Genomic DNA, 24,000 nt, shown 5'->3' with positions numbered 1-24,000 from the left:
CGAAATCTATCATAACACGAAAAAAATTGAGTTAGAAGACTAGACTTTTTCACTTATTTTTTGTAAGCGTCGCAACACTTGTTCTCACATACCTCTTTAATATCGGCTTCAATGCCGAGTTCCTTAAGGACGGATTGAACGGCGGTGAGGATCGAAGCTTCCCTGATAAGCTCTTTGCCATTTACGAGAATGCTTGTGCCGTATTCATAGCATGAATCATCTTCACATGTTTCTTCCCAGTGATTGATGACTATTTTAGGTTTCATTGTCAACTCATTCCTTTGCATTTGAAACTGATTTGGTTAAACAATACTTAGTTTAGCGATTGGACGCCGCTTTGTAAATTTGAAAGCACCGAGATTTTATTTTTGTTATGACCGAAACATCAAAAAGACCATGCCGGGCATGGTCTAAAGCGTGTCGACAAATCCCCCCGCATCGCTGTCAGACCTGCAAAGGTGTCGAGTCACGCTGAAAGATGACAAAGTCCTGAAGGAGTAAACCGTGTCAGGACTTTGTCAACAATCTCGGTCTAGTGTGGCCGAATCTCGCTATTCGAGTTCAAGCTGAACGTTTTTTTGCGGGGCGAATGTGGAAATGGCGTGTTTGTATATAAGCTGCTGCTTTCCTTCCGATTCAATCAATACGGTGAAGTTGTCAAATCCTTTTACTTGACCGCGCAGCTGAAATCCGTTGAGCAAAAAGACCGTGACAAATGTATTTTCTTTCCGAATCTGATTCAAAAACTGATCTTGAATATTTATCGATTTCATATTTCTGGTCCTCCTTGTTTCTCTATATCATATTGTTTCGATTAAAGTTCGAGCTTTCCTGCTATGCAACTGAAAATTTCCTGTTTTTTCTGCTCGATTTTGACAGGTGGCGTCATATCAAACCAGGAAACGTCCATTTTGTTCCTGAACCATGTCAGCTGCCGTTTGGCATAGCGCCTCGAGTTGCGTTTCAGCGTCTCGACCGCCTCCTCCAGCGATACCCTGCCTTCAAGATAGGCGTAAAGCTCTTTGTATCCGATCGCCTGAACAGACTGACAATCTCTCACGTTTTCACGGTAAAGCTGCTTTACCTCTTCCAAAAGCCCTTCATCCATCATCTGGTCGACACGCTTGTTGATTCTGTCATACAGCACCTCTCGATCCATCGTCAAACCGATGAGAGCGGTGTTGTACATCAGCTCTTTTTGCTGTCGCTCCATATGTTCAGACATGGTTTTTCCCGTCGTATGTAAAATTTCGAGCGCTCTGATGACCCTGCGCATGTTGTTCGGATGAATGGCCCTGGCCGCTTCGGAATCGCGTTCTTCGAGAAGGCTGTGGACATATCCGGCTCCCTTCTCCATATAGAGCGCCTCCATCTCCGTCCGAAACCCGGGGTCGCCCGCCTCTTCGGTAAATGAGTAGTCATACAGGACGGACTGGATATAAAGCCCGGTTCCTCCGACGATCATCGGCAGCTTCCCGCGCCTTTCGATTTCCGCCATTTTCTTTCTTACAATCTCTTGATATTCGGCGACGGAAAAGGATTCCGTCGGCTCTTTTATATCAAGAAGATGGTGCGGGATCCCGTTCATTTCCCAAGGTTTAATCTTCGCTGTGCCGATATCCATTCGTTTATAGATCTGCATCGAATCGCCGCTGATAATCTCGGCGTTTAGACTTTCAGCCAGCATGATGCTTAATTGTGTTTTTCCGACAGCGGTCGGTCCGATCAGAACGACGACCGGCGGCTTCTTTTTATTCAATCATGATCACTCTCTTTAAACAAGCTCCATCCATTATACCATTTTGCGTTCGAAAACACCCATTTCATTTTACCCGTTTTCTCGAAGTGGTAAACATTTCCTTATTCACCAGCCGAGCGGCTCATTTCCAACGATTTCTCTGGTGGCCCCTTTAAATGAATGTCTGTGCCTTCTCCTGACGCTGTCGCTTACGTAAACAACACCTCCGAATCGAATCGGCGGAGCGGCTGAGTAAGCCAAATAAGTGGTGTCTTCGATTTCATGGTAGTGCGTCCCGTCCGCCCGCGGAATCGCAGGTCCGGTAATGCCGTAGTATCTGTGGTAATGCTCGTTTTCAAATGATGTAATTCCTGAATAAAAATGAACGTGCCCATCTGTATTACTCCCGTTTGCAGGCTGTGAAAACCCTTCAATTAAATGGTAGTGGCCATTGGCTCTGGAAGTTCGCGCCATGTACGCATGGGCATGAGCTGGGGACTTTGCCCAATCTGACTGATACAGCGGCATCTATAGCTCACTCCTTTTTTGGCCGACTGCCCAGGCAAAAACGGCTGGGCAGAATACATTGATGTTAGTCAGGTTTCATTTTATTATAGGAGGGGTTTTTTTATGAATCATTTCGGCCACAATCCGGCGTTTTATGACGGAGATCAGCGAATCATCGGCAGACCTTTTTTTGGCAGACCTTTTTTCGGCGGGCCTTTCGGTCGCCCGTTTTTCGGACCGGGACCGTTTTTTGGAGGATTCTTGGGCGGCCTGACAGCTGGAGCGCTTCTCAGTCCGCTGGCGTACCCTTATCCACCGTATCCTTACTATCCTTATTACTATTGACAAATAAAGGCTCTTTTTCGGGGCCTTTATACATAAATTTTTTCTTGACTTAAAACTTTAGGATCAATTATGATGGATTTTACCAACCGGTTCGTAAGCGGGGTTTTTTTTATGTCTAAAAAGATGAAATCTTTGAAGCGGCCGCTATAACACCTGATGCTTCATTCGGTCGAGAGAAGAAGCGAACTCCTGGCCATTTCCTCGGAGGTACCAGGCACTGTGCCAGGGAGCTTACGTAAAACCGTTTCTTTACGCTTGACGATATAAAAATGAACAATACGATTCAGCTGTGTACAAGCGTTCTTGCTGCAACAGCTTATAATGAAGGGCTTCTTTCAACCATGGCGGGCGTTTTATGCGGAGTTCAAACCAAGAGCTCTTTAGAGGAGCTGTCCAATCCGGCTCTGGCTCACATGATCAGGCTGGTTTGCGATTGGCACCCGGTTTTCGGAAATGGCTGATGAAGGGAAAGCCCTCCTTTTGAATCATGCAATGAAAAGGATAAAGGGGGATTTTATATGATGTCAGGCTACATTTTCCTTCTGATTGCAATCCTGTCGGAAGCAGCCGCAGCAGCCATGCTGAAAGTATCCGACGGTTTTGCGCGCTGGCAGCCCGGGATTCTCGTTGTAATAGGCTACGGCCTCGCTTTTTACATGATGTCTTTGACATTGAAATTCATTCCGCTCAGCCTCTCATATGCGACATGGAGCGGAGCGGGCACTATCTTAACAGCCGTCATCGGTGTCATGTGGTTCCAGGAAAGGTTGAATCGCCGGGCGATCGCCGGCATCATCTGCCTTGTATCAGGCGTTGTTCTGATCAATCTGTCATAAGGAGGAGATTTCCGTGAAAGGCATTTTATTTTTGGCGGCAGCCATACTTTCAGAAGTATTCGGAAGCACGATGCTGAAGTTATCGGAAGGTTTCAGCGCCCCCGGACCCACAGCCGGAGTCGTGATCGGCTTTGCGGCTTCTTTTACGTTCCTGAGCTTTTCTTTAAAAACGCTGTCCCTGTCCGCCGCCTATGCGACATGGGCAGGAACAGGGACAGCCTTGACTGCGGCCATCGGATATTTTATGTTCAATGAACCGTTCAGCATCAAAACGATGTTCGGCCTGATCCTCATTATCGGCGGCGTCGTTTTGCTCAATTCAAAGCATGCGGAAACAGCTGACAGCGAGCGGCAGATCACAATCGAACCATCTTCAGGCCAAACATGACCGCTCGGCCTGGTTAAGGTGTCTTTCCAACGATAATCTCAGGCTCAAGTTCGATCGCAACATTTCCTTGGACGGCCCGGGAAATCATACATGAGGTCTCCGCTTTTTCAGCAAGTTTTCGGGCAAGCGTCACCTCTTTTTCGGAAGCGCCTTTTTGCAGGCGGATCAGCGGCCTGTGAATGATTTTTTCATATGTAAACACACCGTTTGTGACATCGACTACGGCTTCAGACTCCATTGTCAGCTCCTCTTTTTCGAGGCCGCTCCTTTCCATCATTGCCGCAAGTGTAATGATATAGCATGTTGCAGCTGCACCGAGCAGCATCTCATCCGGATTTGTTCCGGCACCGGGACCGTCCATTTCATTCGGTATGGAAATGTCGGTTTTTAGATTTCCGCTTTCAATCCTTCCGACATCGTTTCTTTTTCCCGGCCAGTCGGCCTGTAAATAAAAATGATGTTTTGCCATTTAACAGCAGCCTCCTTCTTTCATCTTATATTTAGTCTACCGTTGTTTGATCGTCTTTGTCCTTTTATTTGCTTGTATGTGTCGTGACAATGGCCTAACACACAGGACACGAGCGGAGCATACGATACAGCGAATATTACCGAGAAAGGACGAAATCAATGGAAAACAAAGAAAATGTGATGGGAACCGTCCAACAGCCGCAACCGAACGTTCACTTTCCGCAGTACCCGCAGTCTGAGGCCCTCGCACACCAGATCAAATGCCCGTTATTTCCTCATCTAAAACCGGTCACATTATGCACGGTCGCTCCCTTTGTTCATTACGGGCTGCAAGAAGCGCAAGCGACTTCATATCACCATGCCATGGAAGAAGTGGCGGCGATGGCCTATTTAATGGGCATGGGGATGGATCCTCATACAGCTTACTGTACAGTCGAATCGTGGGAAATCAATGAAAAGTTTTATTGAAACAAATTCAAGACTGAACGGTCAAAAAAAGCGCTAAATGACCGTTCAGCCCGGCTTTTACAGTCTTCTGTTAAGCGTGCTTCCACAAGCTGGCATATCAGTCGGCAATCAATACGGCATTGTCACCCCAAAGTTCAATCCATTGCTTCATATCCTTTTTCAGCACTAAGCTAAACATTCGTTCATGAAATCAGGAGTGCTGCGAGTCATTGATCTCACCTCATCATTTTTCGACTGATCAATCTAAATTGGTTAGAACGGAGCAAAGTGATCGTCTCTATTTACCAAAAAATGGCTAATGATCACTCCAGCACGGACAGGCTGACATCGATCATATCCTGCAAAATGGCGAAATCCGATGTCAATTTGGCTTGAAAAGTCAGCGACAGCCGCGTTTGCGTTAAAAAACGGGCAGTTGACCGGAGATCCCGCTCATTCTTCAGCTCCCCCTCTGCCACAACCTTGACGAGCGCTTTGTAAAAAGCGATTCAAGCTCCCTTGTCTGCTTATGAAAATAATCGGCAATATCCGGATCATGAGGGATATGTTCAATCGCACTGTTGATGATGCAGCACGCTTTTGAACGGTCACGATCTTTCAAAGCATCTAAGCTGTCCTGAAAGAGCTGCCGGATCGCTTGCTTAACCAGGGCTTTCAAGGCGGGCGATGACTTTGGCGTTTTTGTCTTCAAGTGCCGAAAGCAGTGTCCAACTTTGCCGAGCAATTCCTGTAGCTTTGAGCAGATCCTGAAGGGATGCTCCTTCATAGCCGTATTGCCCGAATACCTTCATCGCTTTATGGAGGACAAGGGCTGCATCAAATTCTTTGTACCTCCCCAATCACTCATCATCTCCTTTAATAGAAGGAATAAATTTTTTTAGCCTAGTCGTGCAATTTTGGAAATCGGCTCATGATCCTTCCGGGCAAGTCATAGACATAAGCATTAGGATCACACTGTCAAAGCCAGAAGAGCAAAGGAAGTGTAACAGTTGTTTATTTATACGGTTCAGCCTGGAGATTCTTTATTTGTCATCGGGACCAACTTCGGTATTGCGGTCGATCAAATCCGATTAGCAAACGGGCTGGCGGAGACAAATCTCGTTCCCGGACAGGCTCTCCTGATTCCGCTGTTTACATACACCGTTCAGCCCGGAGACAGCTTTTACTCGATCGCCCGCCAGGCATTTGTATCCTCGGAAAGCCTGCAAAGAGCAAACCGGTCGGTTACACCCGGAAATATGAGACCCGGCATGAAATTAACGATTCCCGACATACCGAAAAAGCCGATTACAGGTTTAGGCTATTACACATTAAGAAATCCACAATTAGACCGGGAGCTGATCAACAATTTTGCACCCTATACAACATATTTGGCGTTTTTTGAATACCATTTTTCAAGCGATGGATCATTAAGCGACCTCAACGATCCGCCGGCTGTTCAAACCGCATGGAGGCGCCGCGTTCCTCCTCTCATGACCGTCACCAATTTAACGGAAACGGGATTTAGCCCGTCATTGGCTCATCAAGTATTAAATCAGCCCGAGGCCAGAAACAATCTCATTGAAAATATTTTCGCGACGATTTCGAGAAAAGGCTATGCCGGCGTCAATATTGACTTTGAACAAATTATGGAAGAAGACCGAGATTTATTTTCGGGTTTTCTGCGCCGATTAAAAAATCGCCTGCAGCCGGCCGGCTATGTCCTGACGGTCGCTGTTCCGCCAAAAACAAACGAGAATATCGCCTGGTTAAAAGGCTATGATTACGGAGGTATCGGTTCGGCCAGCGATCTCATGTTTATCATGGCATATGACTGGCACCACGGGGCGAGCGAGCCGGGACCTGTAGCCCCGATTGACGAAGTGCGGCAAACGATCCAGTTTGCCCTCACCAAGGTTCCGAAACAAAAAATCATTCTCGGTTTTCCGCTTTACGGTTATAATTGGACGCTTCCTTACCAGCCCGGAACCGTTTCCCCGGGAATCGCCAATCAAGATGCCGTTCAGCTTGCCATGAAACATCAGGCTCCGATCCAATACGACAAACGATATGAATCCCCATTTTTTGAATATACCGATGAACAAGGTAAAAAGCATATCGTCTGGTTTGAAGACTCCCGAAGCATCGGTAAAAAAATGCAGCTGATGCGCGAATTCGATCTTGACGGCGGAGGTGTATGGCAGTTAACCCTCAGCTTTCCGCAAGGCCCGTGGCTGCTGACAAAATTCTTTCGCGTCAGAAGGGTGTAACCCTCGATTAATTGTTAAAAATTGGATCGGATAAACTTTCAAGAAAACATGATAATAATTGACGATAACTAAACCTGAAAGGGATGTTGAATGTTGAATAATGGGATTCATGAAACATTGGAGCTCCATGAGCTTCTGATGTTTAAAAATCTTTGTCTGACGAAATCTTCGACCATGACAAGACTGGTGAAGGATCAGGAGCTTCGGGATATCCTTGAACGGGATGCATCACAAACAAAGCATCAGATTGAACATTTGCAGGGACTCTTGTCGATGAGAGGTGAATCTCTATGAATGAATTCATCCAAAATATGACGGGAATGGGCGCTATGACTGAGCAGGTCATCGCCACCGATTTTTTGATTACAGCGAAAACAGGTGTTAAAAACATTGCAACAGCCATTACGGAAACCTCTTCCCCTGACGTTCGGGAAACACTGAAGCAATATTTAAACGATGCCATTGAAACACATGAGCAAATCACCAATTACATGATTTCCAAAGGCTATTACAATCCAAGCAATTTACCTAAACAGATTCAAATTGACACACAAGCCGCAGAAGTGGCCAAAGACCTTCCTCAAATGTAGAGATATGAAAAGAACCTGCCGCCTGAGGGCAGGTTCTTTTATGATTTTAAACCGTTTGTTCTTTTTTCTCGTCATAGTCAATCACGGCTTTTGGCAGAGCCGTATATTTCGCCCAGTAAAAGATTCCGAGCGAACCGATTGCGATTACAATCAAATCAAGCGGTGTGTCCAATAAGCCCAGCCCGTTTCCGAAAGACCCGAAGTATGAAAAAATCAAAAGCATCACATAGTATCCGACGATCCACCATGCGGACCTTAGCTGCTGTGCGAATGGAACATCGTCCTTCGGAACGTACTTTTGACAGGCCCAGTAAATCGCAAACATGACCAGCTGGGAGCCGAGCAGCCATGAGACGGTATTCCAGCCTGACCAGTAGACGATGAATGAGGCGAAGATGAATGAGATCGGCGCTATCACTGCCATTCCCTTGATGCGGAGCGGTTTTTTCAAATGTTTTGCATTGAGATCTAAGGCCGCTGCGGATACCGGGGCAATCGCGTACGAAAGAATCAGGGCAACCGAACAGACATTGACAAGCGCATCCCAAGATGGAAATGGAAGCGTCCAGAATACAGCCAGTCCGAATGACAGCCATAAAGACGGACGGGGAATGCCAGTCGGCTTATCGACCTTTGAAAACACACGAAACAATGTGCCGTTCCGCGCCCATGCATACACAAGGCGGGAAGTCGTATTCATAAAAATATTTCCGTTTCCGCCCGGGGATAAAATCGCGTCAAGTACAACCAATGTTGCAAGCCATCCCATGCCGAGCAAAACGGCGATATCTTTAAACGGAAGAGAAAATTCGCGGCCGATCGCTTTCCAGCCGTCAGCAAGCATGTTTGTCGGAATCGCGCCGATGAACAGCACTTGCAGAATCGTATAAATACATGCTGAAACAATGATGCATATGATCAGGGCAATCGGAATATTCCGCTGCGGATTCCTGACTTCCCCGGCAACCGAAACGATCGGGTGAAGTCCAAGATAGGCAAACATGACCCCGCCTGTCGAAATCGATGCCTGCACACCGCCAAAACCAAACGGTGAAAATTCCGCTGTCGTAAAGTTGACTCCTTTAAAATGAAACATGAGAGCGACAATAATGGTCAGCGGCACAAAGTATTTAAAAACGGAAATGATCAAATTGGACTTGGCGAATGCCTTCACACTCCAAAAATTCAACAGAAAGAATAAGCATAATAAAGCAAACTGCAAAAGCCAGCCGATGATAGTCGGTGATTCTGATCCTTCTATTGTCAAGCCGGGAAACCAATACGCCACATATTGCCGGACCGCCGTCACTTCGATTGAAATCAGACTCGTGTAGGCGACGATCGTAATAAATGAGATGATATAGCCGACAAGATGGCCGTGCGTATACACCGGATAGCGGATGATTCCTCCCGTTCGCGGCAAAGCGGCGCCGAGCTCGGCATACACAAGCCCGATTAAAAGGATGATGATCCCTCCGATTACCCAGGAAAAGCTTCCCGCGGGACCGGCTTTTGAAGCGACATTGCTGACGGCAAATAACCACGCTGACCCAAATATCGCGCCCATCCCGATCAAAATCAGATCCAACAGAGAAATCGTCTTTTTGAAATTGCCCTGTTTAGCCATTACACTACCTCCTAGTCTAAAAAGTCCCGTGAATAGAAGGTAGTATGTTCAAAACATGCCATCCTTATGAGTCTGTAACGGCGAAAGAGCCCGGGAAACATTTGCGGTCCCCCGAGCGTCACAATTATTTTACAGCGGCCGGCGCCAGAAACGCCTCAATTTCATCGGCGGCTTTTTCCGCGCCTCCTGCTTCTTTGATGTTTTTTTGCATATCTTGAACCCGTTTCATCAGCTCCGCATCTCCATCAACTTCTGAAACGGCTTCCTGTAATATAGCAACAGTTGTTTCTTCAGGCTTCAGGTGTATTCCAAGACCAAGCTCATTAACGCGCTCTGCTGTCATTTCCTGTTCAGCCATTTGCGGAATGACGATCAAAGGAACACCTGCATTCAGTCCTTCCATCGTGCTGTTCATGCCTCCGTGGGTGATGAACAGACTGGCTTTTTTAAGGATTTCAAGCTGTGGAACACGCTGATGAATTGAAAAATTTTCCGGCATGTTCGCAAAGCTTTCTGGATCAATCGTGGTGCCCACCGCCATGATGACGCGCCATTTTGAACCGCCGAAAGCATCAATGCACATTTGATAGAACTCCGGCCAGGCGTTGAATGCCGTTCCTAAAGAAATCAGCATGACGGGACGGTCATCGCCATGCAAAAGCGCCGTGCTTTCTTTTTCCTGAAACTTGCGTTTGCTCAGAGAAGGTCCGACAAAACAGAACCGTTCATCAAAAGTATCCCCATAGGGCTGGAAAGCGCGCGGCATAAAGACGATGTTCAGATCGGCCGGCTTGAATACCTCCTCAAAAAATGACGGAAGATTCGAATTTTTCAAAGCCTCTTTTTGCTCATCCGTCAGCTCAGCCTGATACTTTTCCCTGGAAAGATAGCTGAATTGAAAATGGTCGTTTTGCGCATATGTCGAGCAAAGCCGAACCGCTTTTATACCAAGCTTTTCCGCTAATATTTTCCCCGTCATCGCCATAAAGTCAAAAATGATGAGGTCAGGCTTGTCATGCTCATAAATCGCTTCAAGCTGAGGAAGCACCTCTTCAACCTCTTTCTTGAACATCAGCGGACCTTCGGACATATCCTTGGTTTTCATCATTTCCCTTATTTGGCGGGGATCCATATTTAAGGTTGAACGGTAGCGGAGCGGTTTGGCACCTGTTTCTTCAATCGCTTCCACAAATTCATCTGTCACCGGATATGTGACTCTGTAGCCGCGTTTGACGAGATTTGCCGTTAAAGCAAGCGTAGGGTTGATATGCCCGTGAGCCGGTATATTAAAGATGGCGATATGTCTTTGTTCCATTTTCTAAAAACCTCCCATTATTTTTTTAAAAGAACATTGCCGTATAGCATAGCCGTCTTATGTTCAGACATCATCTTTCATATATGGTAAAGAATATATTATAGATCATAAAGGAAAAACCCTTCAAAATTAAAGTAAAATTGAAAAATACTAATATAGTCCTTTTCTTCACAGCCGAATCGAGACCTTTAGCCCCATCTTGAAGATCAACCTCGACCTTTTTCTCATTTTATGATCCCGAGTCTATCTGCCAATCGTTTTCTATATCAAAAAAACACCGGAAAAACAGCTGATTTTTCCGATGTCAAAAATTTGCCTTATTTTAAATTTAGTTTAAATTATATTGTGAATGATGGAAAACAAAAGAAAATTTTTATAATGTTATTTTGTCACGTCGCGTGCAACATATAAGTCCGGCACGTTCATTCCACAATATGATGAGAGGACTGGTTTAATTGGTGTATACAACTGAACATCTTGATGATTATCTAATGGAACAGGCAGCAAAAAATCATTTCCACGGCAGCATTCTGCTGGCGGATCGACATGGAGTGATTTTATCGAAAGGATACGGGTTTTCCGACTGCAAGGATAAAATAAAAAACGAATCGGATTCGCGGTATCAAATCGCTTCTTTGACAAAGCAGTTTACAGCGATAGCGGTCATGCAGCTCCATGAAAAAGGACTGCTCTCTACAGCCGATCCCGTTCAACACTATGTAAACGGCTATCCAAATGGGGACAAGATCACCATCAAGCATTTATTAAGCCATACGTCAGGAATTCCGGATTTTTTAGAGGACGAATTGCTTGATGTGGAATTGGAGCTGGCACCGCTTGACGAATACATATCCCGTTTTATTGATAAGCCGCTCGAATTCAAACCGGGACAAAGATTCAACTATAGCAATTCCGGGTACATACTGCTCGCCAAAATCATTGAAGAGGTCATGGGTGATACTTACGCAAACGTCATTCAACAGTTGATATTTGAACCTTTAGGCATGAAAAACTCCGGCTTTTTCACTTCACCGGCAGATATTTCCCCAACGATCGGATATTTAAACATCAATCGGGAAATGATCAAGGCGCCGACTGTTTACGGCTATGGAGAAAGCGGACTCTACTCAACCGTTGAGGACCTGTATTTATGGGACAGGGCGCTTTACACCGAAAAGCTGGTCTCAAAAACCGCACTGAAAGAAGCGCTTTACAGCTGTGTTAAAAAGCCTGCATTTCCAACAGAGGGCCCTTCTCCGGCTCTTGTTCAAAACAATTCGATCGGATACGGATGGTTTATTAATAAAGAAAACAAGTATAAAATATGGCATGATGGCGAGATTCACGGCTTTTTCAGCTCAATCAACCGATACATGGATCAAAAGAAGGTCCTCATCATGCTCAGCAACTGCAATCTATCAAAAACAGACGAAATCCTGGCTGAATTAGAACAGGCTTTGTTAACGATGTAAACGAAAGGCGGCGGACAAGATCAAAAAGCTATTCACTATGATCGCGGTCATGATCATCATTGCAATCGGTTTGACACACAAAGATGCCTGGCTTGAATTGATCAAAGCGGGCGGCGTTTATTCCGTTTTGTTCAGCACCCTGCTTGTGGCAGCCTGCGTCTTTTTCCCGGTCGTTCCATTTGCACTTATCGCCGGGCTGAACGGCGCTTTATTTGGAATCGGAAACGGCGTCTTGATTACACTGTCCGGTTCAATGCTTGGCACGATGCTCTTGTTTTTTCTAGCTCGCTACGGCTTCAGGGATTGGGCGGTTTCAAAGATAGCGAAATATCCGAGAATCAATGAGTATGAAGCCTATTTCAACCGCAACGCTTTCACCGCCGTGCTGTTGGGCAGGCTCCTACCCGTTGTGCCTTCCGTTGTCATGAACATTGTCTGCGGTCTCAGCAAAATCAAATGGACGGTCTTTTTCGCGGCTTCAACGCTCGGAAAAATTCCGAATGTTCTCGTTATCTCCATTGCCGGCGCCAATTTCACCGAGCATAAGCTGATCGCGTTCGGCATCTATGGCGTATACATGCTGATCATCGTCATGGTGATCTATAAAAAATATCCTCACCTTATCAGCAAACAGAAGAAAACAAAGCAGCAGGAGAAAACGCCTTAGCATGTTGAAGGCGGCCGCAGATCCACAAGCGGCCGCACGCTGCAAAAAGCTGTTAATCGATGACGGCGGCAGTGCCGTAGCCGATTAATTCAGAAGTGCCCTGACCAGCCGACAGTTCAAATCTCAAGCCGACGATCGCGTTTGCCCCCTTCTCTTCAGCTTGTTCAATTAAACGCTCGATGACGGCTTTTTTCGAGTCTTCGAGCATTTGCGTATAATTTTTTAATTCTCCGCCAATCACCGACTTCAATCCGGAAAGAATGTCTTTTCCGATATTCCTCGACTGAACGATGCTTGCGGTGACGATCCCCTTGACTTCGCGAATGTTTTGATTCGCGACTGTATCTGTTGTGGCGATGAGCATGATCCTTTCCTCCTGTTCGTCAGCCTGCCAGCTGCCTTATTTCTTTTTTCGCGCATTCATCTATAAATCTTATCGGCCGGATCGCTTACATGTTAAGTCTTATTTAATATTTTCCCAAAAGCGGGCACCGACGAATCAAACCACATTCTCTTTTATTGTATGCCGGAAGCCTTCTGCGCTATTCTTCAAGAGGTTGCTGGTGACGCGTGCAGCTGCACGACACGACTGAACCGTATAGGTAAAATCATAATGGCTTGTTGTGCTGCAGTCACCGTCATGCGATGTAAACCTAACATACACTTTCCCCCGGCAGAACCGCAGCCGCGCCAATCGAATCCGTTTTCCCCGGTCCACGATCCTTCACCTGTATCACGACTGTTGTTTCCGTTTCCGGGGTCACATCGTGCGCTTCCAAAGCGAAGTTTTTTCCGCTTGGAGAGGTTAATGAAGCTGATACGTAATGTGGGCCTGCCGTTTTATATTGCCCAAACCGGTCTGAACTTCCATCTATATTCACTTCAAGTACGGAACTTTTATCATCGGCAAAACCGGTGATCGTCAAAGTGAATGGTGTTGTTAGAAGCAGTCCCGACAACACGGCTGTGACCGGCAAACATTTCACGAACTTGAATGTCCTCCTCGTCACACCTTGTCCAAATTCCTAAAGAACCGGCGGATTCTCTCAACCATAATATAACGCCGAGGGTTGACATTGTAAATCATATCTAGGTGTTCTTTAGAAATGTTAATATAATCTACATCTTTTTCTAACACTTTTGTAAAAATAGACTCCCATGCTTTTTAACGCTGCAAAAAGGTGATGACCTTGCGCGATACGGTCTCGGCTCCTTTTCCAAGCCAAATTAAATGCCCCCATGCATCGACCTCATACAGCTCTGATGAAGGGATATGCTCCTGCGCGTGATACGCATGCTGATTCGAGACGAGCCGATCATACTGACAATGCATGATTAACACCGGACAAGACACCGTTTTTAAGTGGTGAACGGATAAGTCGTTCATGTTTTTTAAATCGATTAGAAACCCGTGTCCTGAGCGCTGTCTGTTGTTCATTTTTCTCATTTCTTCGATATCTCCCTCTTGTATTTTCAGCATTGCCTCATCGGCAGTAAGCGTTGTGAAGGAAGACATCATTTTCTTAAAGACCATCTGCGGAAATCGGTTATTCAGCGCTGAAATAAGTTTCCATACAGTCTTTTCAACAGGCGGGCGAAACATAAGATTTCCAATTTTATATTCAAGATCATCCGGTGTCAGCCACTGCTTTGTGACCGCACTTTGCAAAATCAAAGATTCCACCCTGTCTGGATATGCTGCTGCAAAGTAAATGGCGCTCGGGCCGCCGGCTGACATTGCCAGCACATGAACCTTTTCAATCTTTAGTTCATCAAGCAGTTTCATATAGTAATAACAGGCACGCTCCAAAGTCTCCCCGATTTCTTTGGATGTCCCGCCATATCCGGCGCGGGAAGGCGTAATAATTGAAAATCCATTTTCATAGAGGCTTTGATAGCCAAACTCTTCCTGACAATTCGAATGTCCGCCGTGCATGACAAGAATCGGTGCGCCTTTACCTAGAAGCGAATACTCAATTGTCATTCCGTCAATTTCAAAGATGTCGATTGTTCTATCCATGTCTTGTCATCCTCTCAGGAAGCTTTTTATGTTATACGGTTTTCGTTTTGAATTGGTTTCATCGGGATGCCCCTAAAAGGAGGACGCATACAAGCCTTTCCTCTGTGTATCCGAATCTCAGAAAAAAAGACCAATTAAGCATAACTTAATTGGCCGCTGCTGGTATAAGTGATGTTCTGAGCAATCGACGGCTCAGAGATTATTCAAATTCCCTGTTCAAGTATTTTTTCAGTTCTTTTTTCCTTTTCTTTGAGACGAGAATATAAAGAATATCTCCTGATTGAATTTTCGTTTCTCCGTGCGGCGTGACTAAATCGCCGTCCCGGATAATCGCATTGATGAGGGCGCCTTTCGGAAAACTGATCTCTTTCAATGCCTGCCCCCTGATGACGTTGTCATCATCAACTTCAAATTCAATCATTTCCGCATTTGCCTTCCCGATGGATACAAGCTCTAAAGAATGGGGAGCTTCCACTTTCTTCGGACCGTTCAACCCTAACTTTTCCGCGACAAAAGCGATGGTTGAACCTTGGATTAAAGCGGATGTCAACACGACAAAAAAGACGACATTAAAGAATAGCTGGCTGTTTTCCAGCCCCATCGTCATCGGAAACGTAGCCAGTACGATCGGAACAGCCCCTTTCAACCCCGCCCAAGATAAAAAGATCTTTTCATTAAAATGAAATCCCATTTTGACGGCCGATAAAAATACAGCAACAGGACGGGCAACGAAGATTAAAATGAGAGAGAGCAGAAACCCTTTAAAAATAATGTCAAAGGATAAAAATTGCGAAGGGAACACCAAGAGCCCAAGAATGATAAACATCAGAATCTGCATCATCCACGCAAATCCTTCATTAAACCTGAAGATCGAGTGACGGTATGTTAAATCCTGATTCCCGATGACAAGGGCCGCAATATAAACGGCAAGCAATCCGCTCGCTCCGATTAAATCGGTCAGACTATAGGTCAGAAGTGCAAACGCAAGGGTAAAGATCGGATAAAGGCCGCTTGAATCTAAATTGATGGTATTGATCGCAAAGCTGGCAATGCGACCTAAAAGATACCCCAGCAAAAGTCCGATTCCCATCTGCCAAAAAAACGAACCGATCAGCAATAAATAGCTTGAGCCGTTGGACGTCATCAATTCTATCAAGGATAAGGTTAAAAACATCGCCATCGGGTCGTTCGTACCCGATTCCGCCTCAAGTGTGGCACTAAGCCTGTCGTGGATGTTCTGCCCTTTTAAGACGGCGAAAATGGCAGCCGCATCTGTTGAACCGACAATGGCCCCGAACAAAAACCCTTCCATCCAGGATACATCAAATATGAGTTTGGCGGCGACGGCAATCACGATCGTTGTGAGCAGCACGCCGATGGTTGCGAGCGATAATGAAGGAGCAGCCACCGACTTAACGGATGACCATTTTGTCTGCAGCCCGCCTTCAAAAAGAATGACCACCAGAGCGATGATCCCGATCAATTGAGCAAGCCCGGGATTATCAAAATAAATGATGCCAAGCCCGTCGCTTCCCATAATCATTCCGACAATAAGGAACAGTACAAGAGCGGGCACCCCCAACCGCGTGGAAAACTTTGTCGTCAATACTCCGATGATGAGCAACAATGCCGCAAGTAAAACAAATTGTTCAATATTCATATGTTCCAACCATATATCCTCCTCCCAGGAATGACAATATGCTTTGCAATGTAAATCTGGTCCCCCTCGATCAGCAAAACCCTCACCCGTGTTTTACCCGCACAACGTCACGGCAAACGGATGACGTTAGTTAGTCCGTGCGTCTGGTCTCAGCTTTTTCATTTGTCTTGTGAAACCGTGCGGCGGCAAAAATGATGATCCCGATGATCATCACAATGGGAAGCCAGATCACAGCGAACGGGTATACCGGTTCGGCCACTGCGGCGATCACGGCGCCGAGGCAATATAACACGATCGTTAAGGCGCGGAGAAGCGCATCTGTGTGAAGAATTGTTTTGGTGTTGATGCTGAGGATCCGTTTGGTGACATCTTCGAAAAAATTGGCGAGCGTGCCGGTCAAAACGGTCGTGGAAATACCTGCGATCGCGAGCTTTCTTGCTGCGGTTGTCTGAAGGCCCATCGCCATACTGAGCAGAATGATCATAAGGTGTGCTGAACATTCAAACAAAGACAGGAAGGCAAACAATAGTAAAATGAATGCTTCAACAGCAAGCGTGACGGTGACGCCGGGAGGCCAGAATGATTTTTCCTGTTTTCCGACGATGAATGATGCGATGACCACTCCGATGACAAACCCCAGCAGTGCGGTCAGTGAATACAGAACGGTCTTGCGGAGGGAGCTGCCGATGGCCAATCCTAAAAGGACAATGTTTCCGGTCATATTGGCGGTAAACACGTGACCGATGCTTAAATACCCTATCACATCCACAATGCCAGCTGTCAGACATAAAAGCAAAAGCATGATGTTTCGATATTGAGCAGCTTTCAATGTGATTCAAATCCTTTCTTGCTACATAAATCCGGAGGAATTGCAGCACATTTCCATCCGGTATCATGTTAAAACAAATGGGGACAGCAGGATCTCCTCTTCTCATATGTATGATGTCCTTTGCCAGAAAAAATCCGCTTCAATCAAACGATGTCCCCTCCTTTTTCAATTGTATCATAAACACAGCAAATGTTTATGATACACACCTCCAAAAACCCCTTGGAAACGGGATTTTCGATTTATTTTTCTCCGTCGGACAATGAAGAACCCCGAAGTTTTCGCCCTGTCAAAAATAAAACAGACCATAAAGGTCCGAGCGGACTTTTATGGTCTGTTTTTGGTCAGAGATCATTCTCCTTACTAATAGCACTTTCCGTAGTCAGAATGTTTATCATATCCTCTGCATGGCTTTCCGCAGTAATAATGGTCATGCGAAACCTTCTTATCATAAGAATAAGTGTGCGGATAGTAATGAACATGCTCATATTTGTGATGATCTACTTTTCTTGTATGCTGCGGATGAATATGGGGAACGATGGTTTTTTTGCAGCGATGGTCCTCACAATAGTTTGTAGGGTAAACATGCGGCTTCTCTTCATATGATTTGCAACAACGATCCATGGATAAACCCCCTTCCTTCGTCTTCTCGTTCTCTCTATTAAACTATGATGACCACTGATAGTATGACTGCAATAAAAACCTATCCTTCGTCCTATTTTTCTCATTGGGCTACCTTGCCTTGGCTTTAGCCTTACCGAATTCCCAAGACAGTCTATTTCATGAACTTATTTTTAGATTGAATAAAGAAACACTGCATGATGAAGTGCTCATGGGAATTTTGAGAACGCCGGCTGCATAACCATCCGCAGCTTTTACACTTACTCCACAACAACAAGAAAGGCGGCAAAATAAAAAAAGCCTTCAAGCTAAATAGCTTGAAGGACGGCCGCTTAAAAAGCGGTTTCCGGAGAGCGCGATAAGATATGATCTCTTGCTTTAACCGCTTTCTTTCTTATATCATCAAGATTAACATCAACCAATGTTCCATTTCGCTTCAGCGCTTTTCCGGCCACATAAACGGAGTCTACATTACCGGGATGAGTGCACTGAACGATGGCTCCAACCGGATCAGTCAAGGGCAGCAAATTGAGGCTGTCCGATTTGACCATGATAAAATCAGCTTCCTTGCCAGGTGTCAGTGAACCGATTTTATGATCCAGCTTTAACGCCCGCGCGCCGTCAATCGTAGCTGCTTTAAGGATTTGTTCGGCGGAAATCCCTAGTTCCGGCCCCGGCATGATCCCTTTTTCGAGCTGTGCTTCATTCTGTTTGGCACGCTCTGCCTGAAGGGCGAATTTCATTTGTGCGAAAAGGTCGCCGCCCGTTGATGTGACAACATCAACGCCAAGCGTTGGGCAGACCCCTTGTTCGAGGGCAAGCCCTGTGACCGGATAACCATGCCCCATCATCATCTCAATTTCCGGCGTCACAGAAATCGAGCTTCCATGCGCCGCCAGCATTTTCATTTCTTCCCCGCTGATCGCATTGACATGCACCATGTTCAAATCGGGACCGAGCAGACCTGCTTGGTGAAGCTTTTCAATTGAACGGTCTTGCGCTCCCCAATTGCCAAACGCAATATGCATGCTGCACAAAGCATCGAGCTCTCGGGCTGTGTTGATTTCAAAGACAGACGTATCCCATGATGAAAACTCAGGACCGCGAATCGCAAGCCCCATCGAGAGAAGCTGATCATCTGACTGAAAATAGGCTTTTTTGACCCTTCTGGCTTCCTCCATATTGGAAAGTTCGCTTTCTCTGTTCCAATAAGCGGCATCGCCTGATGTTCCAAAAGCAAACACCCCGCGGATTCCTGCATCCTGCAGACCGGCAATCAGCTGATCCGTATGATCGGGCGATTCGATCATCGTCCAATCCAACAATGTCGTCACGCCTGCATCGAGCGCCTCGAGCGCTCCTAAATAATTGGCAATCCAACTATCCTCGGGCCTCAGCATCGCGCCGTAATTCCCATAATAAATCCGGTTCAAATACGTTTGCAGCGACCAATCCGCACCGATCCCCCGGATCACGGACTCCCATACATGACGGTGCGTATCGACAAACCCCGGCATGATCACCATATTTTCGGCATCCACAACGAGAGCGTCCGAAGCTTCGATCGACCTCCCAACATCCACAATCGTTGAACCCTCAATCAGCATGTCCCCTTTTTCAATATTGTTCAGGCTCGGGTCAAGAGTGACGATCACAGCTCCTCGAAAAAGCGTTTTTTGCATGATAATTCTCCTTTCATAAGGATTAGAACCAAATCAATCATTGCACACATTCTCATAACCAGTAACATTTTCCATCTTCAAAACCATTGTAGAATAAAATTGCCTGGGATTCTATTGATAAGGTTTGTAAAAACTCAATTCGACAAATTTCACGACTAAAGTAATGAGGAAAGTCGGTTAATAAATCCTGCTTATTTATGAAAGCGATTCATATTCTCTAGATCAAAACACCCGAATGCAGGAAAGAACAAACGGCTGTTGACTCGAAATAATTGTAAAAAAATAATCTATTTTGTAAAATAAAAGAAAAAGAAATCACCTGGGAAGGGGTTATGGACTTGAGTCAAAAGATCTCGTCAGCTGCGGTCGGGGTTAAAATCAATGAATGGTATAACATGATCCGCCAATTTAGCGTGCCTGATGCAGAAATTTTGAAAGCGGAAGTTGAACGGGAAATCGAACAGATGGAAGAGGATCAATATTTACTTGTCTATTATTCTCTTATGTGTTTTCGTCACCAGTTGATGCTGGATTCTTTAAAACCGTCAGAAAAACAGAAAAAACGTCCAACCATTCCAGATCTTCTGGAGAAAATCGAGAGCCCTCAAAGGAAACTTACCGGCCTTCTGAAGTATTATTCATTGTTTTTTCGTGGGATGTATGAATTTAACCAAAAGGGATACGTCGAGGCTATTCATTATTACCGCAAAGCTGAAAAAGAGTTAAGTGTGGTTACCGATGAAATGGAAAAAGCCGAATTCCATTACAAGTTAGCGGATGCTTATTACCAAATCAATCAATACTATGTTTCTTTAAACCATCTGACAATAGCTAAAAGATTATTTGAGAGCAATAGCTTTTATAAAGTGAAGACCATTGGATGCAATATGATGTTCGGAGCCAATATGTATGATATGAACCGCTTAACTGAGGCCGAATCTTATTACCGGGAAGCCTTAAGCCTAGCTGAACAACTCAATGAGAAAAACATAAAAAGGATTATTGGTGTCATATATCATAATTTAGGTCTTGTATCTGAAAGAGAGCAGCAATTAAATAAAGCCGAGTCGCTTTTCAGAAAAGCACTTGATATGAAAGAACATGCCGATACGATTTACGGTATTAGATCACAATACATGCTTTCAAGAGTTCTATATCAAACTGACAAATCAGAAGAAGCAAGATCATTTTATTATATCGCTTTACATCGGGCGTTAAAATGTCATGAGGAAGAATACAAATCCAAATTAAAAATCATTTATTCAATTTATGAAGAGTATGATCATAAAGATGTTGAACAAAGTCTTCACTATCTTGAAAAGAAACGTTTGTGGTCAGAATATGCAGAATTGACTGAAATATTGGGAGATTATCATTTTGAAAAAGGAAATTTTGCAGAAGGAAGGAAATTCTTAAAGAGGGCAATAACTGCCCAAACAAAAAAATTTAAAGTAACGGAGGCGTTGTAATGAAAAAATTTATTGTCAGTTCCACAGTAATCGGATTGCTTTTTGCAGGTTTCCTAAGTGTAGATGCAGCATACTCTAAATACGAGTCTGGAACGATGAAAATTGCGGAAAAAGCAATCAATATTTAACGCTTACAAAGGAGCAGGTTCACAAGAGCCTGCTTCTTTTGTTTTCCATAAGTCTCATATAGAGAACTTTTTCTATATCGGTAAAACTTTAATGTGCCCTTCAGCAAATTGTTCACTCAGCACTTCCTCCCTACAGCTTCCAACATCCGAATGAATATGCAGCTCCGCTTCCGTACAACGCTGATCAACTGCTTTCTACAAGCATACCTATTTGAATGAATGGTAATTGATTGCCCTCATCCCATTCCCTCTCCATCCCTATGGGAAAAATTCAACTCTTTCTTCCTAAGAATCACATAGGCATAAAAACCTAAATCAAATGATTCATTTTCATGGATAGACAGGATTTATTCACCAATTTCTTTCTATAAAGTGGTAAACTCTTTACTGTTATGTCACTTTCGTATTAGAGGAGAATGCCATGAAGACCTTGGACGTTCAGGCGTTGCACGATGGAATTGATGAAACGCTGGAACAATTAAAAAAACAATCAGATGAAATCACAAACCTCAAAAAAAGCGTTGATGGCATCACATCGCTTGACGATGCTTTAAAAGGAAAAGGGGGCGATGCGATCCGCGCCTTTTACGAAGAATGCCACACCCCTTTCCTGAGATTCTACGAATCCTTTATTGACGAATATCAGTCAGCATTGAAAAAACTAAAACATGCGTTAAAATCGCTTGAACCGAATCACAATGGTTATATTTCGCAAGCCTTTCTTGAAAACGATCTGGAACAAGGCTTGAACACGGCCGATCGAACAACGAAACATTTGGTTTCAAAAGCTAACGCCACGATCGCGAAAGTCAGCCATATTGCCGATCTGCCGGACTTGAATGACAATGATTTTCATGAACAGAATCGAAAAGCGTTGAAAGAGATCAATCAGACGATTGAAAAGCTGCATACATTTGACCGCGAACAGACAAGCGCTTTTAAAACCGCTGAAAACGATCTTGAAACGATGCAAAAATATATTACTAGGCTTGAAAAAATGTATACAGGGCCTAAAATTGAGATTACCGGCTACCAAAAAGGTTCGATTTTAAAGCCGGATGAGATGGATGATTTGAGCGGGAATCAAGAGACAGCGATGGAAGTCATGTTGGATAAGCTTGATAAGAGATCCGAACTTGAAAAAGAAGTGAGTGAAGTTGATGAACGGGATGTTGAAATTTATAAGTTGAAGAAAAAGCTTGAAAACGTCTCCAGTTCAGAGGAATATATTAAGATTGCGAAAGAGATTGGGTATGAAAATCTGGATTCAGATCAGAAGCTATATGTATGGCTGTTGGAGAAAAAGAAGTACATAGAGTTCGATTCGGCTGGATTTGTTGGGGGAGTAAAAGAGAATCTCGTCGATGCGGGTAGTGATTTGTGGGACGCTGCAACCCATCCTATAGAAACACTTGAGGGCATTGGAAACGCGATTATTCATCCCGTAGATACTTTTAACATTATAAAAAAGGATATTGAAGAATCATTTGTGCGGGATGTGATCAATGGCGATTCCTACAGTAGAAGTCATTGGTTCGGATATGCCCTTACAACGGTAGGAACATCGATAGTAGGCTCAAAAGGTGCAGACAAATTAAACAAAGTCTCGAAAGCCGGAAAAGTCGGATCTAAAGTAAAGGCAGCTACTAAAAAAGCAACGAGCAAAACGATTAAGGTTTCGAAGGAAACTTTAGAAAAAAGTATAGCGTATTTCAATAAGTCGATGCATAGGGTTGCTTCAAAAATAAAAGGGATACAAATACATAATCCTTTTGAACCACAAGTTGAATTTGCGGGCGTAGGGAAAGTCCCTTATTATAATGTGCTGAATGGCGAGAAGGTAAAGGAAAAGTTCATTCAGTTTGCAAAGAAAGTTTCTGATTTAACCAAAGGTGACCGCAAATACAATTCAGGCACTTTGAAACACATTTATCATGGAGAAATAAATAAACGTGGAAAAGCTGTAGGTTATCATCATGAAAGTATGATGGGTGGCGGAAAGATTATTCCTGGGACTGAAACCAAGCCTGATAAAAATGGTGTTTATAGAGCAAAAGTTGAAGTTAATGGTGTTACTAAAAAGGCCAAATCAAGCTTTTTCCCGAAAGATTGGAATCGTGCTGATGTATTAAAGGCCATTAATGAAGCTTACCAATCTAAAAAACAAGTTGATATATACAAATATATAGGCAAAAGTTCATCAGGAATTGAAATTGAAATGTATTTAAATAAAGATGGCTCAATCGCTACGGCATATCCTTTATATAAAAAATAAGTTTAAAAGGATGAAAGGTAATGAAATATTTGTACGATTTTAAAAGAGACCCGTTCGGATATCTACGAATCAGTTTACCAAAAGAAATTAATATTTTTTCAGATTTTCTTGAAGATATTCCGACACCGGAAGAAGCAGACGAGTATCTTGAGGACCTTGAAAATGTTTTGAACGGGACATACGAGGATTTTGAAATTCAGCTAAATGCGACTAGCGTTTTCATGAAAAAAGATGTGACAATTGCTGAACATTTTTTTAGATATGAACCGCCCTTTAAAAACACAATAGAAACCGAGGAATTTAAAAAGTTGCTATTAATTTGGAGAGAGAAGATATCAAAAGAGTGATTACTATGGACCATAGATTGTCCGTCGAGGTTCTTTTATGTAAAAAGAAAACCTTTGATTAGAACTTGAGTTCCGATTTACTTCAATCCGACTTCTCGCTGTGTCAGGTATTTTTGCCTTTCATCAACAGCAAATTAACCGGTTATCTTGGTCTGGCCATCCCCTCACCTCCTTCCGAAATTTCATTTAGGGAATTTTTCAAAATTGAGGGGAGTGCGGCCTTCGCGGGGATCTCCATTTCCTCCTGCAGCTGCAGCATGGCCGTCTCCAGTTCTTTTCGAGCTTGCGTTTATTTTTGTTTG

General features: G+C 44.3%; 28 protein-coding genes and 1 pseudogene. 14 read left to right on the top strand and 15 right to left on the bottom strand.

Going from position 1 to position 24,000, the window contains the following annotated elements:
• Positions 1–53: 53 nt before the first annotated feature.
• The 4 genes from ACINLD_RS04855 to ACINLD_RS04840 form a co-directional block, all read right to left on the bottom strand.
• The gene (locus ACINLD_RS04855; RefSeq protein ID WP_026587105.1) at positions 54–266 is read right to left on the bottom strand and encodes a hypothetical protein; all 213 of its coding nucleotides are present in this window, start codon (positions 264–266) and stop codon (positions 54–56) included.
• 285 nt (positions 267–551) lie between these two features.
• Positions 552–773, bottom strand: coding sequence for an RNA chaperone Hfq (gene hfq, locus ACINLD_RS04850; protein ID WP_003182047.1), 222 nt, complete (start codon positions 771–773; stop codon positions 552–554).
• Between the two features lie 41 nt (positions 774–814).
• A complete protein-coding gene (miaA, locus tag ACINLD_RS04845; RefSeq protein ID WP_026587104.1) occupies positions 815–1,759 on the bottom strand; it encodes a tRNA (adenosine(37)-N6)-dimethylallyltransferase MiaA in 945 nt (314 codons plus the stop codon).
• A 105-nt stretch (positions 1,760–1,864) separates the two neighbouring features.
• Positions 1,865–2,266 (bottom strand): YmaF family protein, encoded by a 402-nt coding sequence (locus tag ACINLD_RS04840; protein ID WP_026587103.1) that lies wholly within the window; start codon positions 2,264–2,266, stop codon positions 1,865–1,867.
• Positions 2,267–2,368: 102 nt separating this feature from the next.
• On the opposite strand from ACINLD_RS04840, the gene ACINLD_RS04835 reads away from it, so the two are divergent.
• The 4 genes from ACINLD_RS04835 to ACINLD_RS04820 all read left to right on the top strand — a co-directional run bounded on the left by ACINLD_RS04835 (position 2,369) and on the right by ACINLD_RS04820 (position 3,814).
• Positions 2,369–2,590, top strand: coding sequence for a hypothetical protein (locus ACINLD_RS04835; RefSeq protein ID WP_026587102.1), 222 nt, complete (start codon positions 2,369–2,371; stop codon positions 2,588–2,590).
• Positions 2,591–2,859: 269 nt separating this feature from the next.
• Complete coding sequence (locus ACINLD_RS04830) at positions 2,860–3,051, top strand: hypothetical protein (protein ID WP_077736789.1); 192 nt, start codon at positions 2,860–2,862, stop codon at positions 3,049–3,051.
• A gap of 57 nt (positions 3,052–3,108) precedes the next feature.
• Positions 3,109–3,426: a DMT family transporter gene (locus ACINLD_RS04825; protein WP_077736791.1), complete on the top strand. Its 318-nt coding sequence runs from the start codon at positions 3,109–3,111 to the stop codon at positions 3,424–3,426.
• 13 nt (positions 3,427–3,439) lie between these two features.
• Positions 3,440–3,814, top strand: a complete 375-nt coding sequence (locus tag ACINLD_RS04820; protein WP_026587099.1) for a DMT family transporter — start codon at positions 3,440–3,442, stop codon at positions 3,812–3,814.
• Between the two features lie 13 nt (positions 3,815–3,827).
• Here ACINLD_RS04820 and ACINLD_RS04815 read toward each other — a convergent pair whose 3' ends face one another.
• Positions 3,828–4,283, bottom strand: a complete 456-nt coding sequence (locus ACINLD_RS04815; RefSeq protein WP_077736793.1) for an OsmC family protein — start codon at positions 4,281–4,283, stop codon at positions 3,828–3,830.
• Between the two features lie 158 nt (positions 4,284–4,441).
• On the opposite strand from ACINLD_RS04815, the gene ACINLD_RS04810 reads away from it, so the two are divergent.
• Positions 4,442–4,750 (top strand): hypothetical protein, encoded by a 309-nt coding sequence (locus ACINLD_RS04810; protein WP_077736794.1) that lies wholly within the window; start codon positions 4,442–4,444, stop codon positions 4,748–4,750.
• Between the two features lie 302 nt (positions 4,751–5,052).
• Here ACINLD_RS04810 and ACINLD_RS04805 read toward each other — a convergent pair.
• Positions 5,053–5,589: pseudogene (locus ACINLD_RS04805) on the bottom strand (TetR family transcriptional regulator C-terminal domain-containing protein).
• 150 nt (positions 5,590–5,739) lie between these two features.
• Here ACINLD_RS04805 and ACINLD_RS04800 point away from each other — a divergent pair.
• The 3 genes from ACINLD_RS04800 to ACINLD_RS04790 all read left to right on the top strand — a co-directional run bounded on the left by ACINLD_RS04800 (position 5,740) and on the right by ACINLD_RS04790 (position 7,589).
• On the top strand, positions 5,740–6,999 hold the full coding sequence (locus ACINLD_RS04800) for a glycosyl hydrolase family 18 protein (RefSeq protein ID WP_077736796.1): 1,260 nt from the start codon (positions 5,740–5,742) through the stop codon (positions 6,997–6,999).
• Between the two features lie 93 nt (positions 7,000–7,092).
• Entirely contained in the window at positions 7,093–7,293 is a 201-nt protein-coding gene (locus ACINLD_RS04795) for a hypothetical protein (protein ID WP_077737230.1), read from the top strand.
• Positions 7,290–7,589 carry a spore coat protein gene (locus ACINLD_RS04790; RefSeq protein ID WP_026587094.1) on the top strand — a complete coding sequence of 100 codons (300 nt, stop codon included), beginning with the start codon at positions 7,290–7,292 and terminating at the stop codon, positions 7,587–7,589. Before ACINLD_RS04795 ends, ACINLD_RS04790 begins: the two co-directional genes overlap by 4 nt.
• Before the next feature lie 46 nt (positions 7,590–7,635).
• Here the strand turns inward: ACINLD_RS04790 and ACINLD_RS04785 are convergent, their stop codons facing one another.
• Positions 7,636–9,216: an APC family permease gene (locus tag ACINLD_RS04785; RefSeq protein ID WP_077736798.1), complete on the bottom strand. Its 1,581-nt coding sequence runs from the start codon at positions 9,214–9,216 to the stop codon at positions 7,636–7,638.
• Positions 9,217–9,340: 124 nt separating this feature from the next.
• Positions 9,341–10,531 (bottom strand): macrolide family glycosyltransferase, encoded by a 1,191-nt coding sequence (locus tag ACINLD_RS04780; RefSeq protein WP_077736801.1) that lies wholly within the window; start codon positions 10,529–10,531, stop codon positions 9,341–9,343.
• 458 nt (positions 10,532–10,989) lie between these two features.
• Between ACINLD_RS04780 and ACINLD_RS04775 the strand changes: the two genes are divergently transcribed.
• Both ACINLD_RS04775 and ACINLD_RS04770 read left to right on the top strand, forming a co-directional pair.
• Positions 10,990–12,003, top strand: coding sequence for a serine hydrolase domain-containing protein (locus ACINLD_RS04775; protein ID WP_236251123.1), 1,014 nt, complete (start codon positions 10,990–10,992; stop codon positions 12,001–12,003).
• 37 nt (positions 12,004–12,040) lie between these two features.
• Entirely contained in the window at positions 12,041–12,670 is a 630-nt protein-coding gene (locus tag ACINLD_RS04770; protein WP_035428079.1) for a TVP38/TMEM64 family protein, read from the top strand.
• Between the two features lie 52 nt (positions 12,671–12,722).
• Here the strand turns inward: ACINLD_RS04770 and ACINLD_RS04765 are convergent, their stop codons facing one another.
• From ACINLD_RS04765 to ACINLD_RS04735, 7 genes are all read right to left on the bottom strand, one after another.
• Entirely contained in the window at positions 12,723–13,034 is a 312-nt protein-coding gene (locus tag ACINLD_RS04765) for a YbjQ family protein (protein WP_026587089.1), read from the bottom strand.
• Positions 13,035–13,323: 289 nt separating this feature from the next.
• Positions 13,324–13,656 (bottom strand): hypothetical protein, encoded by a 333-nt coding sequence (locus ACINLD_RS04760; protein ID WP_179115729.1) that lies wholly within the window; start codon positions 13,654–13,656, stop codon positions 13,324–13,326.
• Positions 13,657–13,835: 179 nt separating this feature from the next.
• On the bottom strand, positions 13,836–14,690 hold the full coding sequence (locus tag ACINLD_RS04755; protein WP_026587088.1) for an alpha/beta fold hydrolase: 855 nt from the start codon (positions 14,688–14,690) through the stop codon (positions 13,836–13,838).
• Positions 14,691–14,889: 199 nt separating this feature from the next.
• Entirely contained in the window at positions 14,890–16,359 is a 1,470-nt protein-coding gene (locus ACINLD_RS04750) for a potassium/proton antiporter (protein ID WP_026587087.1), read from the bottom strand.
• 121 nt (positions 16,360–16,480) lie between these two features.
• A complete protein-coding gene (locus ACINLD_RS04745) occupies positions 16,481–17,179 on the bottom strand; it encodes a YoaK family protein (RefSeq protein ID WP_026587086.1) in 699 nt (232 codons plus the stop codon).
• Positions 17,180–17,539: 360 nt separating this feature from the next.
• Positions 17,540–17,800 carry a CotD family spore coat protein gene (locus ACINLD_RS04740; RefSeq protein WP_026587084.1) on the bottom strand — a complete coding sequence of 87 codons (261 nt, stop codon included), beginning with the start codon at positions 17,798–17,800 and terminating at the stop codon, positions 17,540–17,542.
• Between the two features lie 329 nt (positions 17,801–18,129).
• Entirely contained in the window at positions 18,130–19,479 is a 1,350-nt protein-coding gene (locus tag ACINLD_RS04735) for an amidohydrolase family protein (protein WP_026587083.1), read from the bottom strand.
• Positions 19,480–19,817: 338 nt separating this feature from the next.
• Between ACINLD_RS04735 and ACINLD_RS04730 the strand changes: the two genes are divergently transcribed.
• The 4 genes from ACINLD_RS04730 (at position 19,818) to ACINLD_RS04715 (ending at position 23,698) form a co-directional block, all read left to right on the top strand.
• Positions 19,818–20,948 (top strand): Rap family tetratricopeptide repeat protein, encoded by a 1,131-nt coding sequence (locus ACINLD_RS04730; protein WP_026587082.1) that lies wholly within the window; start codon positions 19,818–19,820, stop codon positions 20,946–20,948.
• Positions 20,948–21,076, top strand: a complete 129-nt coding sequence (locus tag ACINLD_RS04725; protein WP_256860404.1) for a hypothetical protein — start codon at positions 20,948–20,950, stop codon at positions 21,074–21,076. The genes ACINLD_RS04730 and ACINLD_RS04725 overlap by 1 nt, the downstream gene beginning before the upstream one ends.
• Positions 21,077–21,497: 421 nt before the next feature.
• Positions 21,498–23,351 (top strand): T7SS effector LXG polymorphic toxin, encoded by a 1,854-nt coding sequence (locus ACINLD_RS04720; protein ID WP_077736802.1) that lies wholly within the window; start codon positions 21,498–21,500, stop codon positions 23,349–23,351.
• Positions 23,352–23,371: 20 nt separating this feature from the next.
• On the top strand, positions 23,372–23,698 hold the full coding sequence (locus ACINLD_RS04715) for a hypothetical protein (protein WP_026587081.1): 327 nt from the start codon (positions 23,372–23,374) through the stop codon (positions 23,696–23,698).
• Positions 23,699–24,000: the final 302 nt, after the last annotated feature.

Source organism: Bacillus sp. z60-11, from assembly GCF_046464135.1.
In the GTDB taxonomy this organism is placed as follows: Bacteria; Bacillota; Bacilli; order Bacillales; family Bacillaceae; genus Bacillus; species Bacillus sonorensis_A.
Note: the sequence above shows the minus strand (reverse complement) of the source record. Positions and strands in the feature narration are given on the sequence as shown.

Excerpts from the sequence above, each read along its gene's own strand:
- ACINLD_RS04855 (WP_026587105.1), bottom strand. The coding sequence starts at position 266 with ATGAAACCTAAAATAGTCATCAATCACTGGGAAGAAACATGTGAAGAT.
- hfq (WP_003182047.1), bottom strand. The coding sequence starts at position 773 with ATGAAATCGATAAATATTCAAGATCAGTTTTTGAATCAGATTCGGAAA.
- ACINLD_RS04840 (WP_026587103.1), bottom strand. The coding sequence starts at position 2,266 with ATGCCGCTGTATCAGTCAGATTGGGCAAAGTCCCCAGCTCATGCCCAT.
- ACINLD_RS04835 (WP_026587102.1), top strand. The coding sequence starts at position 2,369 with ATGAATCATTTCGGCCACAATCCGGCGTTTTATGACGGAGATCAGCGA.
- ACINLD_RS04830 (WP_077736789.1), top strand. The coding sequence starts at position 2,860 with ATGAACAATACGATTCAGCTGTGTACAAGCGTTCTTGCTGCAACAGCT.
- ACINLD_RS04825 (WP_077736791.1), top strand. The coding sequence starts at position 3,109 with ATGATGTCAGGCTACATTTTCCTTCTGATTGCAATCCTGTCGGAAGCA.
- ACINLD_RS04815 (WP_077736793.1), bottom strand. The coding sequence starts at position 4,283 with ATGGCAAAACATCATTTTTATTTACAGGCCGACTGGCCGGGAAAAAGA.
- ACINLD_RS04810 (WP_077736794.1), top strand. The coding sequence starts at position 4,442 with ATGGAAAACAAAGAAAATGTGATGGGAACCGTCCAACAGCCGCAACCG.
- ACINLD_RS04790 (WP_026587094.1), top strand. The coding sequence starts at position 7,290 with ATGAATGAATTCATCCAAAATATGACGGGAATGGGCGCTATGACTGAG.
- ACINLD_RS04785 (WP_077736798.1), bottom strand. The coding sequence starts at position 9,216 with ATGGCTAAACAGGGCAATTTCAAAAAGACGATTTCTCTGTTGGATCTG.
- ACINLD_RS04780 (WP_077736801.1), bottom strand. The coding sequence starts at position 10,531 with ATGGAACAAAGACATATCGCCATCTTTAATATACCGGCTCACGGGCAT.
- ACINLD_RS04770 (WP_035428079.1), top strand. The coding sequence starts at position 12,041 with ATGATCGCGGTCATGATCATCATTGCAATCGGTTTGACACACAAAGAT.
- ACINLD_RS04765 (WP_026587089.1), bottom strand. The coding sequence starts at position 13,034 with ATGCTCATCGCCACAACAGATACAGTCGCGAATCAAAACATTCGCGAA.
- ACINLD_RS04755 (WP_026587088.1), bottom strand. The coding sequence starts at position 14,690 with ATGGATAGAACAATCGACATCTTTGAAATTGACGGAATGACAATTGAG.
- ACINLD_RS04740 (WP_026587084.1), bottom strand. The coding sequence starts at position 17,800 with ATGGATCGTTGTTGCAAATCATATGAAGAGAAGCCGCATGTTTACCCT.
- ACINLD_RS04735 (WP_026587083.1), bottom strand. The coding sequence starts at position 19,479 with ATGCAAAAAACGCTTTTTCGAGGAGCTGTGATCGTCACTCTTGACCCG.
- ACINLD_RS04725 (WP_256860404.1), top strand. The coding sequence starts at position 20,948 with ATGAAAAAATTTATTGTCAGTTCCACAGTAATCGGATTGCTTTTTGCA.
- ACINLD_RS04720 (WP_077736802.1), top strand. The coding sequence starts at position 21,498 with ATGAAGACCTTGGACGTTCAGGCGTTGCACGATGGAATTGATGAAACG.
- ACINLD_RS04715 (WP_026587081.1), top strand. The coding sequence starts at position 23,372 with ATGAAATATTTGTACGATTTTAAAAGAGACCCGTTCGGATATCTACGA.